This window comes from Neptunomonas sp. ABH4_499, assembly GCF_056160565.1.
In genome coordinates this window covers 59,742-75,886 of sequence record NZ_JBSWXK010000001.1, presented here as the reverse complement: position 1 = coordinate 75,886, position 16,145 = coordinate 59,742, and the positions used below count along the sequence as shown (strand labels likewise).

15 protein-coding genes are annotated in these 16,145 nt (G+C 50.5%); 7 read left to right on the top strand and 8 right to left on the bottom strand.

What is annotated here, in order from left to right; genetic code table 11:
• Nucleotides 1-29: 29 nt before the first annotated feature.
• Entirely contained in the window at nt 30-806 is a 777-nt protein-coding gene (yaaA, locus tag ACXAF9_RS00325) for a peroxide stress protein YaaA (RefSeq protein WP_475069234.1), read from the bottom strand.
• Nucleotides 807-1,028: 222 nt separating this feature from the next.
• Between yaaA and ACXAF9_RS00320 the strand changes: the two genes are divergently transcribed.
• Together ACXAF9_RS00320 and ACXAF9_RS00315 are read left to right on the top strand one after the other, a co-directional pair.
• Complete coding sequence (locus ACXAF9_RS00320; RefSeq protein WP_475069233.1) at nt 1,029-2,312, top strand: tryptophan--tRNA ligase; 1,284 nt, start codon at nt 1,029-1,031, stop codon at nt 2,310-2,312.
• 88 nt (nt 2,313-2,400) lie between these two features.
• Nucleotides 2,401-3,312, top strand: coding sequence for a Dyp-type peroxidase (locus tag ACXAF9_RS00315; RefSeq protein ID WP_475069232.1), 912 nt, complete (start codon nt 2,401-2,403; stop codon nt 3,310-3,312).
• Between the two features lie 64 nt (nt 3,313-3,376).
• Here the strand turns inward: ACXAF9_RS00315 and cysK are convergent, their stop codons facing one another.
• The 3 genes from cysK to ACXAF9_RS00300 form a co-directional block, all read right to left on the bottom strand.
• Nucleotides 3,377-4,345 carry a cysteine synthase A gene (gene cysK, locus ACXAF9_RS00310; RefSeq protein ID WP_475069231.1) on the bottom strand — a complete coding sequence of 323 codons (969 nt, stop codon included), beginning with the start codon at nt 4,343-4,345 and terminating at the stop codon, nt 3,377-3,379.
• 119 nt (nt 4,346-4,464) lie between these two features.
• Nucleotides 4,465-5,925: a DUF4139 domain-containing protein gene (locus ACXAF9_RS00305; RefSeq protein ID WP_475069230.1), complete on the bottom strand. Its 1,461-nt coding sequence runs from the start codon at nt 5,923-5,925 to the stop codon at nt 4,465-4,467.
• A 46-nt stretch (nt 5,926-5,971) separates the two neighbouring features.
• The gene (locus ACXAF9_RS00300) at nt 5,972-7,951 is read right to left on the bottom strand and encodes an SUMF1/EgtB/PvdO family nonheme iron enzyme (RefSeq protein ID WP_475069229.1); all 1,980 of its coding nucleotides are present in this window, start codon (nt 7,949-7,951) and stop codon (nt 5,972-5,974) included.
• Nucleotides 7,952-8,225: 274 nt separating this feature from the next.
• Between ACXAF9_RS00300 and ACXAF9_RS00295 the strand changes: the two genes are divergently transcribed.
• Complete coding sequence (locus ACXAF9_RS00295; RefSeq protein ID WP_475069228.1) at nt 8,226-8,564, top strand: hypothetical protein; 339 nt, start codon at nt 8,226-8,228, stop codon at nt 8,562-8,564.
• 50 nt (nt 8,565-8,614) lie between these two features.
• Here the strand turns inward: ACXAF9_RS00295 and kdsA are convergent, their stop codons facing one another.
• From kdsA to ACXAF9_RS00275, 4 genes are all read right to left on the bottom strand, one after another.
• Nucleotides 8,615-9,460, bottom strand: a complete 846-nt coding sequence (gene kdsA / locus ACXAF9_RS00290) for a 3-deoxy-8-phosphooctulonate synthase (RefSeq protein ID WP_475069227.1) — start codon at nt 9,458-9,460, stop codon at nt 8,615-8,617.
• A gap of 87 nt (nt 9,461-9,547) precedes the next feature.
• Nucleotides 9,548-10,432, bottom strand: coding sequence for a GIDE domain-containing protein (locus ACXAF9_RS00285; RefSeq protein WP_475069226.1), 885 nt, complete (start codon nt 10,430-10,432; stop codon nt 9,548-9,550).
• Nucleotides 10,432-11,010: a LemA family protein gene (locus ACXAF9_RS00280; protein WP_475069225.1), complete on the bottom strand. Its 579-nt coding sequence runs from the start codon at nt 11,008-11,010 to the stop codon at nt 10,432-10,434. Before ACXAF9_RS00280 ends, ACXAF9_RS00285 begins: the two co-directional genes overlap by 1 nt.
• Before the next feature lie 30 nt (nt 11,011-11,040).
• On the bottom strand, nt 11,041-11,241 hold the full coding sequence (locus ACXAF9_RS00275) for a DUF2788 domain-containing protein (protein WP_475069224.1): 201 nt from the start codon (nt 11,239-11,241) through the stop codon (nt 11,041-11,043).
• 435 nt (nt 11,242-11,676) lie between these two features.
• Here ACXAF9_RS00275 and ACXAF9_RS00270 point away from each other — a divergent pair, with 435 nt between their 5' ends.
• The 4 genes from ACXAF9_RS00270 to ACXAF9_RS00255 all read left to right on the top strand — a co-directional run bounded on the left by ACXAF9_RS00270 (nt 11,677) and on the right by ACXAF9_RS00255 (nt 16,028).
• On the top strand, nt 11,677-12,993 hold the full coding sequence (locus ACXAF9_RS00270; protein WP_475069223.1) for an ABC transporter substrate-binding protein: 1,317 nt from the start codon (nt 11,677-11,679) through the stop codon (nt 12,991-12,993).
• A gap of 186 nt (nt 12,994-13,179) precedes the next feature.
• A complete protein-coding gene (locus ACXAF9_RS00265; RefSeq protein WP_475069538.1) occupies nt 13,180-14,022 on the top strand; it encodes a carbohydrate ABC transporter permease in 843 nt (280 codons plus the stop codon).
• A 12-nt stretch (nt 14,023-14,034) separates the two neighbouring features.
• Nucleotides 14,035-14,868, top strand: coding sequence for a carbohydrate ABC transporter permease (locus ACXAF9_RS00260; protein ID WP_475069222.1), 834 nt, complete (start codon nt 14,035-14,037; stop codon nt 14,866-14,868).
• 50 nt (nt 14,869-14,918) lie between these two features.
• Nucleotides 14,919-16,028 carry an ABC transporter ATP-binding protein gene (locus ACXAF9_RS00255; RefSeq protein ID WP_475069221.1) on the top strand — a complete coding sequence of 370 codons (1,110 nt, stop codon included), beginning with the start codon at nt 14,919-14,921 and terminating at the stop codon, nt 16,026-16,028.
• Nucleotides 16,029-16,145 lie beyond the last annotated feature (117 nt).

Genomic DNA, 16,145 nt, shown 5'->3' with positions numbered 1-16,145 from the left:
TAAGTACAACTCCTTCTTTCAGCGCTGGATCATTCAGCGTGATCCCGTTTGAAGACCCAGGTATCACCTTCGGATTCACTTTCGGCAAAGTAATAACCTTCGTAATCAAATGTCTTGATCGCCTCTGGGTTCGTAATGGCCTGATCAATGATGTATCGCGTCATCAACCCGCGCGCTTTTTTCGCGTAGAAGCTGATGATCTTGTATTGGCCATTTTTTTGATCTTTAAACACGGGCGTAATGATGCGCGCGTTCAGGGATTTGGCCTTCACCGCTTTGAAGTACTCGTTTGATGCAAGGTTGATCAAAACGGGCGCTTCATCAGTGCTGAACTCCTCGTTGAGCGAGTCGGTCAGCGTGTTCCCCCAAAACGCGTACAGATCTTTCCCTTTGTTGTTTGCAAGTTTAGTCCCCATCTCCAATCGGTAGGGCAGCATCAGATCCAATGGCTTAAGTACCCCATACAGACCCGAAAGAATACGAAGATGTTCCGAAGCAAATGCAAATTGTTCTTCAGAGAGGGTTTCAGCATCAAGGCCCGTGTACACATCGCCCTTAAACGCCAGCACGGCTTGCTTTGCATCACCAAGCTCGTAATCGGCCTGCCATGAGTTGTAGCGGGCCACATTAAGGCTAGCGAGCTTGTCACTGAGCTTCATCAGTTCGGCAACGTCTTGCACCGATAGCTTGGATAGCTCATTGATCAACTGCTGTGACTGTTCCAGAAAACGCGGCATAGAGGCCGTTTGAGTGACTGGGGCTGTTTCATAATCCAGCGTTTTGGCCGGCGAGATAACGATTTTCATGACAGGTGTGATTCCCCATTAGTAAACAATGAATCTATTGTGCATACAGGGATTATCGAACGCCAGCCGATTCTGGTTAAAAAATTCTATCAATATCATACGGATGCTTTATCAAAACAGGTCTAATGGCATGGGAAGGGGCAGGGCTTTTTGTGTATGATGTAGCGGTGAAAATTTTCTGATACAACGCAAACGCGCAACGCGCGATCAGGACTGATCGATATGACCAAAAAAACCGTTCTAACCGGCATTACGACGTCGGGCACCCCACACATCGGTAACTACTTAGGTGCCATTAAACCGGCGATCGAAGCGAGCAAAAGCGAGCATAACAATCCTTTCTTCTTTTTGGCGGACTACCACGCCCTGATCAAATGTCATGATCCGGCACGTGTGGCTCAGTCATCGCGCGAGATTGCGGCAACCTGGCTAGCGTTGGGCCTGGACACCGACAAAGCGACTTTCTACCGCCAAACAGACATCCCCGAAATCACAGAGCTGTCTTGGATTCTAACCTGCATGACCTCCAAAGGGTTGATGAACCGTGCGCATGCCTACAAAGCGTCGGTTGATCAAAACCGAGATGCGGGCAAAGAGGATCTCGACGATGGCATCACCATGGGCTTGTTCAGCTACCCCGTGCTGATGGCCGCCGATATCTTGATGTTCAATGCCGACCTTGTCCCCGTGGGTAAAGATCAGATCCAACACATTGAGATGGCGCGTGATATCGCAGGCCGCTTCAACCACACCTACGAGCCGCTGTTCCATATGCCAGAGGCGTTGGTCGAAGAGTCTACTCAGCTGATACCGGGCTTGGATGGTCGTAAGATGTCCAAAAGCTACGACAACACGATTCCTCTATTTTGCTCCTCCGATGAGCTTCGCAAGCTGATCAATCAGATTGTGACGGATGTGAAGATGCCGGGTGAGCCAAAAGACCCAGACAACAGCACGTTATTCCAGCTGTACAGCTTATTTGCGACCGATGCTGAAGCGGGTGCTATGCGTCAGAAGTATCTCGAAGGGATCGGCTGGGGCGATGCGAAAAAAGAGTTGTTCGAATTTTTGGACGCAACACTCTCTGGCCCGCGTGCGCGCTATAACGAATACATGAATGATCTGGGTGAGGTGGAGCGTATCCTGCAAAAAGGCGGTGAAAAAGCCCGCGCGATCTCTGTGCCTTTCATGGAAAAAGTGCGTATTGCCGCTGGCATTCGTCCGCTGAACTACGTGCCAGAAGCAACGCAAACTGAGCAAAAAGAGAAGAAAGAAGAGTCTGAGGATGCCAAAGCGCGTGCTGAGGAAGGGCGTCGTCGCGCTATCCTAATGCAGCTTAAGCCGATCTTTGATCGGATTGATGCGGCTGCGGACAAAGCCAAAGAGGCTGCAGTGGTGCTTGAAGAGAAGCGAGACGAAGTTGAGCAGCTCAAGAAAAAAGCCAAGCAGAAAGCTCAAAACGAGCTGGATATCCTAAAAGACGAGTTCAAAAAGTTCTTTGATTAACCCGAGCTATCAGCAGGGTTGCTAGAACTCATAAGGTGCCCAGAGGAATCTGGGCTATAGTGGTACCGTACTCGTTGAAGAGGTGGATATGGCCCGTTTTCAATCTGGCATTACGGCCGAAGCATCAAAAGATGCGCTGTTTATCACAATGAACATCCGTGCGGGGGCTGAAGCCTCCGTACGCCAAGCGTTGGCACACGGTTACGCAACGGTGAGCGAGCTTCAAACCCGTTTTGAGTCGCATCAAGCGCACGTGGTTGTGGGGGTTGGGAGTGACGCGTGGGATAAACTGTATCAACAGCGTCCGGCAAAACTATTGCCATTCCCAAGCATCAATAGCCGTTTTAAGATGCCATCTACGCCCGTTGATCTGGTGTTTCATGTACGCGCCGATCAGCACGATGTGTGCTTTATCATGGCGCGAGCGCTCTTTGCACTGGTGAAGCCATACGTTGAGCTGGTGGAGCAAGTACACGGCTTTCGCTACTTGGACAGCCGCGATACCACAGGCTTTGTCGATGGGACTGAAAACCCGCAAGGGGAGGATCGACTGACCGTTGCCTTGGTCGGGCAGGAAGACCCGGCGTTTGAGGGTGGCTCTTACCTGCACTTGCAGCGTTACATTCACAAGTTTGATGCGTGGGCAACACAAAGCAAAAAGCAGCGTGAAGACACCTACGGCCGGACAGAGGATGACAATATTGAATACGCGTCGGCCGATAAACCCTTATCGGCGCATACGAAGCGTACATCGCTGAAAGATGTTGAGGGCAACTCGTTGGAGATCCTCCGTCAAAGCTTGCCTTACGGTGGCGTGGATGAAGCCGGACTTATGTTCGCAAGCTATTGTCGAACGCCAGATCATTTCAATCAGATGCTGATCAGCATGGCCGAAGGGGATGGCGCAGGCCATACCGACCGTATGCTGCAGTTTACCCAAGCGATGACAGGCACAGCGTTTTTTGTGCCGGCTTGGGATTTCTTTGAGCAATCGGTTTAAGCCCGATAAAAAAATACCCTGCGATGGCAGGGTATTTTGTTTTTCAAGGCCGCGGCCTTACATCTTATTGCTGAGTCTCGTTATCAGAGAACACGCCTTCGAACAGAGCGGTCGACAGGTAACGCTCGCCAGAGTCTGGCAGAATCACAACGAATTTCTTACCCGCAAACTCAGGCAGTTTCGCTAAGCGCAACGTTGCCGCAAGCGCAGCACCGCAAGAGATACCACACAGGATGCCTTCTTTGGTCATCAGCTCGCGTGCGGTTTCAATCGCTTCTTCGTTGCTGACTTGCTCGACACGGTCGATCAAATCCAGATCCAAGTTACCCGGTACAAAGCCTGCACCAATACCTTGGATTTTATGAGGTGCTGGTTTTACATCTTCATTGTTCAGCGTTTGCGTAATCACAGGGGATGCTGTTGGCTCAACTGCAACGCTGGTGATCGCTTTACCTTGGGTTTGCTTGATGTAGCGGCTGACACCTGTGATGGTGCCACCGGTACCGACACCCGCCACGAATACATCGATCTCGCCATCGGTGTCTTCCCAGATCTCTGGGCCTGTGGTTTGTTCATGGATGGCTGGGTTAGCTGGGTTTTGGAACTGTTGCAGCATCAGGTATTCACCTGGGTGCTCATCGACCAAGGACTGAGCTTTATCGATCGCGCCTTTCATGCCTTTTTCAGGCGGGGTCAATACGATCTCAGCACCCAACGCTTTCATCAGTTTACGACGCTCAAGGCTCATCGATGAAGGCATGGTCAGTACCAGCTTGTAACCGCGCGAGGCAGCAACAAACGCTAGGGCAACGCCCGTGTTACCGCTGGTTGGCTCAACCAGTGTAACGCCCGGTTTCAGCAAGCCCGATTTCTCTGCTTCCCAAACCATGTTGGCACCGATACGGCACTTCACTGATCCTGCTGGGTTGCGCGATTCCGTTTTTGCATAGATTTCAGCGTCGGGCGCTAAACGTGCAAGACGCACCAGTGGGGTTTTACCAATGGTCAGTGAGTTATCCTGAAAAGCCTTCATTGATCCTCCTAATGATGTGTACACCAAAACAAAGCACAGAGTGTACCTGTGCAGGCGTCTGAATACATCGATTCGTTTGCTATAACGATATGCGCTTTGATGGGGTTAAGCCCATTCGTTTATCGGGTGCGCTGTTTTGGAGTTAAACGAAAGCGCACGGTAAATTGAGTCTCGCTTTTGCCGCCCACATCAATGTGCCATGTGGCATCGGAGCTGGTGGTTTCGGCCGGTTTCTCGCTGCTGCTGACAATCGACCAAGGCGTGTACAGGTTGGCTTGTAGCTCAAACTGGCGCGCCTGCTCGGAGCGATTTCGAAGCGTGAATTCATACGCCACAATGGTGCCATCGTAGGTCTCTTGAAAATCGACCTGTTTCTTTTCGATGGTTTGCTCAAAGGCTTGGCCAAGGCTTAGATCAACGCGATCTCCCTGTACCGCTTGTGGCATCGGCGCTGCACCGACATATTGCAGCTGCCCCGAATTATCCGGTACAAACACGCGTGCATTGCCCGCCGGTAAAGGCTGCCCCAAACCAAAGTGGGGGTTGTTGTAAAAGCGGACGAGGGATTCAGGTTTGATCTGCACATCGGAGCGTTCGGCATTGCCGCTGACCGAGAATGCGTATCGGACCATAGAATCCACCTTGGCGTCATCGTCGCTGATCAAGGGGACTTGAGTGTATTGCTGATCTGCCAAGGTGATTGGGTTGGGTAGCTCATAGATCTGATAATCCGCAATGCCTTGTGAGCTGGCCATCGCTGGAGCCGCTTCGGCCACGATGCCGTCTTGAAGCGCACGTGCCTGGCTCATCAGTTTGTACTGTCCCTGAGAGCGCAGTTGGTTCACGTTACCGGCCAGTAACTTGATGTTGGCGTTATCAAAGGAGGTGCCGGTTGTATTACTTAAGCTTGCCAGTCCTTTTAACTGCATCTGGTTGCGCTCTTTGTTAAGCGTAATCACATAATCCATCTGCCAGTTAAGACCGCCCGTGAGATAACTGATGTTAGCAGAACCCGGCTTTGCCACCCCGTTGGACGTAAACTCTAAGCTTGGCTTTAAGCTTAAATTGCTGGGTAAGTTTGGAAAGATAGCGCGCCACGGGTTGCTCAGAACCACGCTTTCAATGCGGTCATTGTGGCGAACCAAAAGCTGCTGACCGCTGTAACTGAGTAAGGTCACGGTTTGTTGTGTTTCGCTGCCATCGTCGGCACTTTTCGCCAGAATGATGGGCTGACCGATCGATTGGTTCAGTAAGTCGTGCAGCGATAAAGTTTTGTTGTTCAGGGATTGATACAAAATCGAACCGGCATTTTGGATGTTCAGCGTTTCGGTTTGCATCTGCGGGCTGACATCCTCCAGAAATACTTTTTCGCCTTTTTCAAGCTTTGGACGCGAGCGCTCCTCCTGAACCAATCCTAAATTATCTGTGTACAGGGTCAGTGACAGGTTCGATTGGGCGTCTTTATTCAAGGTGACATCGGCCAACGCTGAAAAGCTCAACGGTAGTAGCACAAGTGCGCCAAGTTGGCGTTTAGCGCGTGGTGTTTGAGGGCGGATCAACTGGGTGAATCGCTGGCGCATCGACGTTTCCTTATTTTCCTTGTCCGGCCAATAAACCTTGGCTCGGTTATTGTGCTAAGTCCAGTGCAACACGAAAGCCCCAAGTGTCACGCGAGGTATCAGGTGGGTGGCGATAACGGCTAGCCGAGCGAGCGAGTCGCTCGATATCAAACCAGGAGCCGCCCCGCATGCTGCGATATTCGCAATTGGCGCTTTGTGAGGCCTGCCCATTTTTTGGGTATTGATCGTAGGTTTCCAGATAGCAATCTTCGACCCATTCATCCACATTGCCGTTCATATCAGCAAGTCCCCATGGGTTCAGTGGCATCTGGCCGACAGGCGATGGTTGTTGGCCATCCCATTGTGTTCCACATCCATCACAGACTGCTTGCATAGGGATAAGTTCATCTCCCCACCAGTAAGCGGTGCTGGTGCCGGCGCGGGCGGCGTACTCCCATTCGGCTTCACTCGGAAGGCGATAAGGTTGTCCTGTCTGCTTGGCAAGCCACGTCGTGTAGGCTTTTGCATCGTCCCACGTGACATTGATCACAGGCTGTTGACCGCGTCCAAAGCCGTTGTCATCGGGGAGTGATCGTCCGGTTGCCTTGGCAAACAGATCATATTGATCGAAGGTGACCTCAAACTGAGAAAGCGCAAAGTCATCATCGATGTTAACTTCGATGATAGGTCGCTCGTTATCATCCCCTTGCTTGTGTTGATCGCCCATGGTGAATCGCCCTGCAGGGATACTGATCATCACAGGTCCATAACCACCCGCCGCCAGTGGGTCTTGGAACTGAACGAAGTTGTTCTCAATCGGCGCTGCCTCTCTGGGCTCAATCACATTGGCGGCCGCTTGTTCGGCTTTAATGGAGTCCACTTGAGCTTCAAGCGCTTGCATCGCTAAGGTCTGGGTATCCAGAGCCTCCTTTAGGGTTTGGGCTTTCTCTTTCCAGCCATTCACTTGGCTATTAAACGTACTGTATTGGAAGGCCATAAAACCGCCAAACAGCAAGGCCGCTGTGCCAAAACCTGCGGCATACCAAAGCACGGGTTTAATGCCACCCAAGTGAATGTTGCCAAGGCCTTTCTTGGGTTTGGATTTCTCGGCGGTTTTAGCAGCTGGCTTTGGCTTTTTCTCTGATGCGTCGGCCGTTTCTGATTCACTGGCTTCGGAAGTTGGCGCTTCTTCTTTGATGTTATCATCCACCGATTCAAACAGCTGCTCTATAAAGGGTGTGGCTTGTGCAGGTCGCGCATCGGGGTCATCGCTCAATGCTTTGGTCAATAACGCTTTACCATCATCGGTAATGAACGCAGGCCACTTGAGTTTTGGGTTGTTTCGTTCACTGTCCGGTGTATCCGGCGAGAACGCCGCTTTACCCCCAAACAGCGCATAGCTGATCAATGCCAAAGAAAAGGTGTCTGTGCTGTCAGGTATTAGGTTTGGGTGAAACGCTTCTGGGGATAGGTACGCTTTGTATGCGTGTCCCGCTGCATGATTGACGCTGACCACGCTTAGCATTACGTGCAGCGAGAGCGGGAGTAATCGCACACCGCCTTTTTTGTTGATGAACACTACATCTGGGCTTAAGGAGATGATCGGCAATCGCGTTTTTGCATGAAAGTGATCCACGGCGCTGGCGGTTTGCAACAGCAGCCCTTTTTGTTGGGAGCGGGTCAGTTTAGTGCTCTGCTTTTTTTGGATCATCCGCTCAAGCGTTAAACCATCCACCGGCTCAGCGGCGATCAGCAATAGATTGGGCTTATGAATAAACGACCCAAGTAACTTGATGATGTGCGGGTGGTTGAGTTTACGCGCTTGGATGATCTGTTTTTTAATCGCTTCCTGAAAGGTCTTTTGACCGGCCAGTTCCGGGTGCACAACAAACAGAGAAACCTCAGCGTTATTGTGAAGGGTATCTTTTGCTTTCCAGTGCACACCAAGAGCGGTGTCCCCAAGCGGTTTGGTGAGTTGAAATCGGCGATGATCGGGTCCGATGATCTGATCCGCTTTTAACTGTGATAACGCACTGGAGCTGGCCATTGATCGCAGGTTCCTTTTCTAAGTAGACAACTCCATTAACTATAGTAGATGAACCTTAAACAACAACTGCTTAGCAGAGTTAAAGCGATGGTGCTAACTGCAGAATTTCATTCAATCTGACCTCTGTGCTAAGGTCTCAACCCCCAAGTATTTTCTTTGAAGAGAAAATTAATTCAAATCCACAAAAGTGCATGCTTTATCGTATTTTCAGACATTAAATACGTAAACCTGAGCGTTCCTAGTGTTTTTGAATTCAGTGTCTGAGGTCTGATACGTGAAAAAAATCATATTATTATGTCTGATCATTGTTCTTGGGTTAGGTGTGTTTTCATTAACACCTTTGAAAAAAATGTGCTGCTCATCTCAATACAAAACCTTTGAGTCACCATCGGGTAATTACCATGTTTCGGTCTTTAGTATACCTATGATCCCAATGATAATGCCGGGTGGAGCTGGAGATACTGCAGGTTTCGTACAGCTGATTGATAAAAACGGAAACGTTTTAAAAGAGAAAGATGTAGAGATGGTTCAGCTGATCGACGAAGTGAATTGGTCTGATAAGAAGGTGAGTATTCCTTTGTTTACAGAGTGGCCTTTAAACGAGGCTAAGTAGGGAGAGGGTAGCGCTCAATCGTTGATTGAGCGTTTTTACATCGGATGCTCTTAGTCCGTGATCAAAGGATCAAAGCTTTTGACCAGATCATCCACGGCTTTCATCTGGGCCAAGTAAGGCTCCAGTTTATCCAGTGGCAGGGCGCAAGGGCCATCGCATTTCGCTTCGGCAGGGTTCGGGTGCGCTTCTAGGAACAAGCCTGCAATCCCCTGAGAGATACCGGCACGCGCCAATTGTGCAGCCATCGCACGACGGCCACCTGCAGAGTCTGAGCGGCCACCCGGTAATTGCAGAGCATGAGTCGCATCAAAGACGATCGGGTATAGGAACTCTTTCATCACGCTAAAGCCAAGCATGTCCACAACCAAGTTGTTGTAACCAAAGCTTGTGCCGCGCTCGCAAAGGATCAAACGATCGTTACCGGCTTCTTCGCACTTATGCAGGATGTGTTTCATCTCGTGAGGCGCTAAGAACTGCGCCTTCTTGATGTTGATGACCGCATCGGTTTTAGCCATGGCGTGTACCAAGTCTGTCTGGCGAGATAAAAACGCAGGCAATTGGATGATGTCACAGACTTCAGCAGCCGGTGCCGCTTGGTAAGGCTCGTGTACATCGGTAATCAAAGGGACGTTAAAGGTCTTTTTAACCTCTTCAAGGATTTTTAAACCCTCGTCAAGACCAGGTCCACGGAACGAAGTCAGTGATGAACGGTTCGCTTTATCAAACGAAGCTTTAAATACGTAAGGGATGTTCAGCTTTTGTGTGACTTCTACGTAGGTTTCCGCGATTTTCATTGCCAAATCACGTGATTCCAGCACGTTCATGCCGCCTAGCAGCACCATCGGTTTGTCGTTACCAATTTCGATTTGGCCAACGTTAATGATTTTTTGTTCCATGAGTCGTCTCTTTGACCGGCGTTTTTAAAGTGATTGGCACCGTGTTGAGTGCCCAATGCTGGGGAGTATAAGGGATTTCAGATCGAATCAGTACCCAAGGGTCACGATGGTCGCAATCTCAATGATAAAGGCGACGGCGCAGGCAGCACTTAGCCATCCATACTTTTTAGCCAATTCCGCCTCATCCAAGGTCGAGATCAGATACGGGTTATCTTTGGTGCGGGGCTTGATGAACACATGTGTCGAGGGGGCATTGATCTGCGCATCTCGACGGATAAGGGCTTCCTTGTGTGCGGCCTCTTGTACCTTGGCCCACTCTTGCATGTCGATTTTGCCATCTTGGTTGGTGTCAAAGGTCTCAAGCAGGGTGTTGTAGTCTTGTTTCCACTCCTGAATCACCTCTTTTTTTAGATCGTTACTGCTCTCGACATGGCGGCCACCCCCAACGCTTCGAAACTCACCGAGCAGATATACTTTTTCGTGCACCATCAAGAGCTCTTCGGTGTACTTATACCGTGGGCCAGAGAGGTCTCCGATGGGACTAGTTAACGGGTTTGAGCGAACACCCGGTGCCACTTCATCTTGCGGGTACACGGTTTCGCCGTACCATGTGCGGGTAAAGTCCGGGCGAATTTCAGCGCCTTCTGGGTCGACTAAGCAGGTGCCGCTTTCGTCCATCACCGTGAACCAGTTATCGGACTCACCTTCGCGCACCTTACCTTGGTTTCGGTCGTGACGGTCTTCCACCTTGTAGCGATACCACACGCATTGCATCCCCGAAAGCGGGGCAAACAGTGTGTGGCCTTCACCGTTGGTGATGTGGCCTATGACCTCGACATAACCCTGATGAGCAGAGCGTATTAACGCTGTGGGTGTGCCCGTGATTAAGCGAAAATACCGAAGGTATCGGAAACCAAACCAGAGTGTGACCGGGATGGCCAGCGTAAACAGATACGGCAGAAGGGCGATCATCACGAGCGGCCAAACAACTGACCAATGTGTACATCGGCTTTTTCGTGTGCTGCAAACTCCAACAAGGCGCGGTGTTTAAAACCGCACAGTCGAGCAATAAACAGATCTGGAATCTGATCCACACGGACATTCAACAGATTAACGCTGGCGTTGTAGTACTCGCGGCGATCCGCAATGCTGCTCTCAAGACCGGTGATGCGGCTTTGCAAATGTTGGAAGGAGTCGTTCGCTTTAAGGTCTGGGTAATCCTCGGCCAGCATAAATAGCTGGTCCAACCCTTCGCGCAGTGCGCCTTCGGCCAAGCCTAAGGAAGCGACGTTTTGGTCGTTGGCAGCGTTCATAACGCGAGTTCTGGCTTGGGTGACTTTAAGCAAGGTGTCTTGCTCGTGGCGCATGTAGGCTTTGCAGGTATCCACAAGCTTTGGGATTTCGTCGTGGCGCTGCTTAAGCAGCACATCAATGTTGGACCAGGCTTGTGACACATTATGGTTTAGGCGAACCAAGTGGTTGTAGATGGATATCAGATACAACACGATGGCCGCTAGAACGGTTAACGTAATCCAACCTGAAACAGTCACAATTGCTCCTTACGTTGAGTGGTGGTCGGGTTAAATGCCGATCACCTCAACAATGATGGTTTTGATAATAAACGCCGCAAGCCCAAGTCCCAGCGCCAAAAACAAAATAATGGTGCCAAACTTGCCCGCTTTAGAGCGTTTTGCCAGATCATAAATGATAAAAAAGACAAAGGCCGCAAAGATAAACAAGCCAATGTTGAGCATGATGCCTTCCATTTCGGCTAAGCGCATGGAATTAAACCTCTTTTTCAACAAAATCTGCTTCCAGAGTATAGAAGAAAGCGACTGTTTGGCCATCCTCATTCTGGACTAGAAGAATAGCCTGATTCGACGTAAGTCGTAACCTATCGCTTAGATACGCTATTTTTTTGCTTCGTGCCTGCTTTGGCGCTATACCTAGAATAGATTAAATTTTAATCAATTTGTCGTGTAAGTGATTGATCTTTAATAAGGCGAGTGGGTTTTCTTATACTTTTATGTGATTGGTTGTTTTTTAATCGGTACAAAAAAGTATATAAATTGGGTGGATTTTGGATTTGTTCACTTACGCCCTTAGGAGGTGTAATGCCCTTGCTCTCACTTTTAGGGCTAGCTTGGGAGAGCCCTGAAGGAGTTACAAAAAATATAAAAATCCCCTGGCGACTGCCAGTAACGGAGAGACTACTCATGAAACACTATTTTATTCCTACCCTGATGGCATCTGCGATCACGTTAGCCAGCGGTTCAGCATTGGCTGCAACCACCGTGACCATTGGTACGGTAAACAACGGCGACATGATCCGTATGCAGGAGCTGTCCTCTGAGTTTGAAAAAGCGCACCCAGATATCAAACTGGAGTGGGTAGTTCTGGAAGAAAATGTTTTACGTCAGCGTTTGACCACAGACATCGCCACCGACGGCGGTCAGTTCGATGTGATGACCATCGGTATGTACGAAGCACCGATTTGGGGTGCGAAAGGCTGGTTAGAGCCTGTGCGTGATTTAAGTGCAGATTACGATGTTGACGATATCTTCGATTCGGTAAAAGGCGGTTTGTCCTCTGAGGGAACCTTGTACGCATTGCCGTTTTACGCAGAAAGCTCCATGACTTACTACCGTAAGGATCTGTTTGATGCAGCGGGACTCTCTATGCCAGAGCGCCCAACCTGGGATCAGATGATGGACTTTGCTAAAACGCTGCACAAGCCTGACCAAGAGCAGTATGGCGTATGTTTGCGCGGTAAGGCGGGCTGGGGTGAGAACATGGCGTTTATGTCGGCCATGGCGAACTCCTTTGGTGCACGCTGGTTCAACGAAGAGTGGAAACCAGAGTTTGATGGCAAAGAGTGGAAAGACACGCTGACCTTCTATGTCGATCTGTTGGGTAACTACGGGCCACCGGGAGCCTCTTCTAACGGCTTTAACGAAAACCTGGCTCTGTTCAACTCTGGCAAGTGTGCCATGTGGGTGGATGCCACCGTTGCAGGTTCCTTCGTAACCGACACCAGCCAAAGTAAAGTGGCGGACAACGTCGGTTTTGCATTGGCACCTAAGCAAGTGACAGAGAAGGGCGCTGGTTGGTTATGGGCATGGGCATTGGCGACGCCGGTCAGCTCCGATGTAAAAGATGCTTCCAAAACCTTCATTACCTGGGCGACGTCTAAAGCGTACAGCCAGATTGTTGCTGATAAGTACGGCATTGCCGCTGTGCCACCAGGTACACGTCATTCAACGTATGAAAACCAAGAGTATATGGACACAGCGCCGTTTGCGGCCAAAACCCTGGAGTCTATGAACAAGGCTGACCCAAATGACTCGACGTTGAAGCCCGCCCCATACGTGGGTGTTCAGTTTGCGGCCATCCCTGAGTTCCAAGCGATTGGTACACAGGTTGGTAAGGTGTTCGCAGGTGCGTTGGCCGGTCAGATGACGGTTGATAATGCGCTTAAAAGTGCGCAATCAAGCACCGACCGCCAGATGAAGCGCGCAGGTTACTACAAGTAAGTTGTAGCCTAAATCTTCGAAGTGCATCGCCGGGTACTGAGTACCCGGCCTCTTCGACCATCCGTATCGTTAAGAGTTAACACCATGAATACTTCTAGCCTGCAGGTTGACTCATCAACCACTGCAGCGGGGACGGCTGTCTCTGCAAAAAGCGAGCAGCGAAAGAAAAACCGCATCAGCCTAGCGATGGTTTCGCCATCGGTGTTGGTACTGCTGGTTTGGATGATCGTTCCGCTGGCCATGACGATCTACTTCTCGGTGATCCGTTATAACTTGTTGTACCCGGGAGATGAGGCCTTCATTGGCTTCGAAAACTACTATTACTTTTTGACCGATGAAGGGTTTGCAGCAGGCGCCTGGAACACCTTGTATCTGGTGGTGGCGGTCCTTGCGATCAGCGTTGTATTGGGCGTATTGATCGCGGTCTTGGTCGATAACGTTTTCTGGGGGCGAGGGATAGTCCGTGTCTTGCTGATCTCGCCTTTTTTTATCATGCCAACCGTGTCGGCTTTGGTGTGGAAAAACCTATTGCTCCACCCTGTATCGGGTGTCTTTGCCGCCGTGTGGAAGTTTTTTGGCGCGCAACCAATCGACTGGTTTGCTGAGTACCCGATGGGCTCCATCATCATGATCGTCTCTTGGCAGTGGGTGCCGTTTGCCGTGCTTTTGTTGATGACCGCAATGCAGTCACTGGACCAAGAGCAAAAAGATGCCGCGCGCTTAGACGGTGCAGGTCCCATTGCCATCTTCTGGCACATTACGTTGCCACACCTGATGCGTCCTATCGCGGTGGTGATCATGATCGAAACGATCTTCTTACTCTCGATCTTTGCCGAGATCTTCACCACCACAGGCGGTGGCCCAGGGTACGAAACCACCAACTTAGCCTTCTTAATCTACACCCAAGCACTCTTGCAGTTTGATGTTGGTATGGCATCGGCCGGTGGTTTGATTGCGGTTGTGATTGCCAATATAGCGGCCTTCATCCTAGTGCGGATGATCGGCAAAAACCTAACTGACAAAGCGTAATAGGAGCGGCGAATGTTAACGTTAAAACAAACCCGACAAATGCGTACGGTCCTGTTAGGTACGCTGGCTTGGCTGGTGGCGCTGGTGGTCTTCTTCCCGATTTTTTGGATGATTCTGACCAGCTTTAAAACGGAGCTGGATGCGTTTGCCTCCCCACCACAGCTGATTTTTACCCCAACCTTTGAGAACTATCTTGAGATCGACAGCCGCAGCGATTACTTCCGCTACGCGTGGAACTCCGTGATTGTCTCGTTTGGTTCAACCTTCTTTGGCATGTTACTGGCGGTGCCAGCGGCGTACTCGATGGCCTTCTTTGAAACGAAGCGCACCAAGTCGACGTTGCTCTGGATGCTGTCCACCAAAATGCTGCCACCGGTCGGTGTCTTGGTGCCAATCTACCTGCTGTTCAAAGACTTCGGTCTTTTGGATACGCGCACAGGTTTGATCATTGTGTACACCCTGATCAACCTGCCGATCATGGTGTGGATGGTGTACACCTACTTTAAAGAGATCCCGAAAGACATCTTAGAAGCAGCGCGTCTGGATGGTGCAACCCCGATCCAAGAGATCGTCAAAGTGTTGCTTCCGATCGCCAAAGGTGGCTTGGCATCAACGGTCTTGTTGTCCTTGATTCTGAGCTGGAACGAAGCGTTCTGGTCACTCAACTTAACGGCGTCCAAATCCGCCCCTTTAACCGCACTGGTTGCGTCCTACTCAAGCCCTGAAGGTTTGTTCTGGGCGAAGTTATCAGCGGTATCAACGCTGGCGTGTGCCCCGATCTTGATCTTCGGTTGGCTCAGCCAAAAACAACTGGTACGTGGCCTCTCGTTTGGTGCGGTGAAGTAAGTCAAAGCATAACGTGGCCAAGCGTGGGCTTGGCCTAAAAGGTATACATCATGTCTGATCTGAAAATAAGAAACCTGAAAAAGACCTTTGATAACGTCAACATCATCAAAGGGATCGATCTGGATATCAACGACCACGAGTTTGTGGTCTTTGTTGGGCCATCCGGTTGCGGTAAATCCACCTTGCTGCGCTTGATTGCAGGCCTTGAAGAGGTGACCAGCGGCAGCATCCATCTGGATGATCGGGAGATTACCGACGAAGCCCCGGCCAAACGTGACTTGGCGATGGTGTTCCAAACTTACGCGCTGTACCCACACATGAGCGTGCGTAAAAACATGTCCTTCGCGCTGGATTTGGCGGGCATCGATAAAGCCGAAATCAACAAAAAAGTAGATGAAGCCGCCGAAATTTTGGAGCTCGGCCACTTGTTGGATCGCAAGCCCAAAGCGCTCTCCGGCGGTCAGCGCCAACGTGTGGCGATTGGTCGTGCGATTGTCCGCCACCCTAAAATCTTCCTCTTTGATGAGCCGCTCTCTAACCTTGATGCGGCGCTGCGTGTGCAGATGCGTCTTGAACTTGCGCGCCTTCACCAAGAGCTCAAAGCCACCATGATCTATGTAACCCACGACCAAGTCGAGGCGATGACTTTAGCCGACAAAGTGGTGGTGTTAAACGGTGGTCATATCGAGCAAGTGGGCTCTCCACTTGAGCTTTACCACAACCCGGTTAACCAATTTGTCGCAGGTTTCATCGGTACGCCAAAAATGGGCTTTTTGAAAGGGCGCGTTAACCAAACCAGTAGCTCTGGCGTGTCGATCATGATGGGTTGCGGACATCGATTCGATTTGCCGTTCAATGGCTCCACCTTGCAGGTGGGCGATGAGGTCACGTTAGGTATTCGACCTGAGCACATCACCTTGGTGGATGCGAACGAGCACGCCTTAAAAGCCACGTTGTCGGTTACCGAGCACTTAGGAGCCGACACCTTTTGTTATGTCGAAGCTGACAGCGGCGAGTCCTTAACGGTGCGCGCAGCGGGTGACTACCTGGGTCGCTTTGGCCAGAAAGTTGGCCTTTCGATGGATCTTAAACATTGCCATTTGTTTGATCAGGACGGTTTGGCGCTGCCAAAGCTGAAACAAACCTCGGAAGCGGCTTAAGCGCTTGGCGATGTAACGGTTTACGACGCGTCTTTGGTGATTGCTGATTCAGGGCTCACGAATCGCAAAATCGGCCAAAGACCTGCGTCTTTTTCTTCTGCTTGACTTGATGAGTAT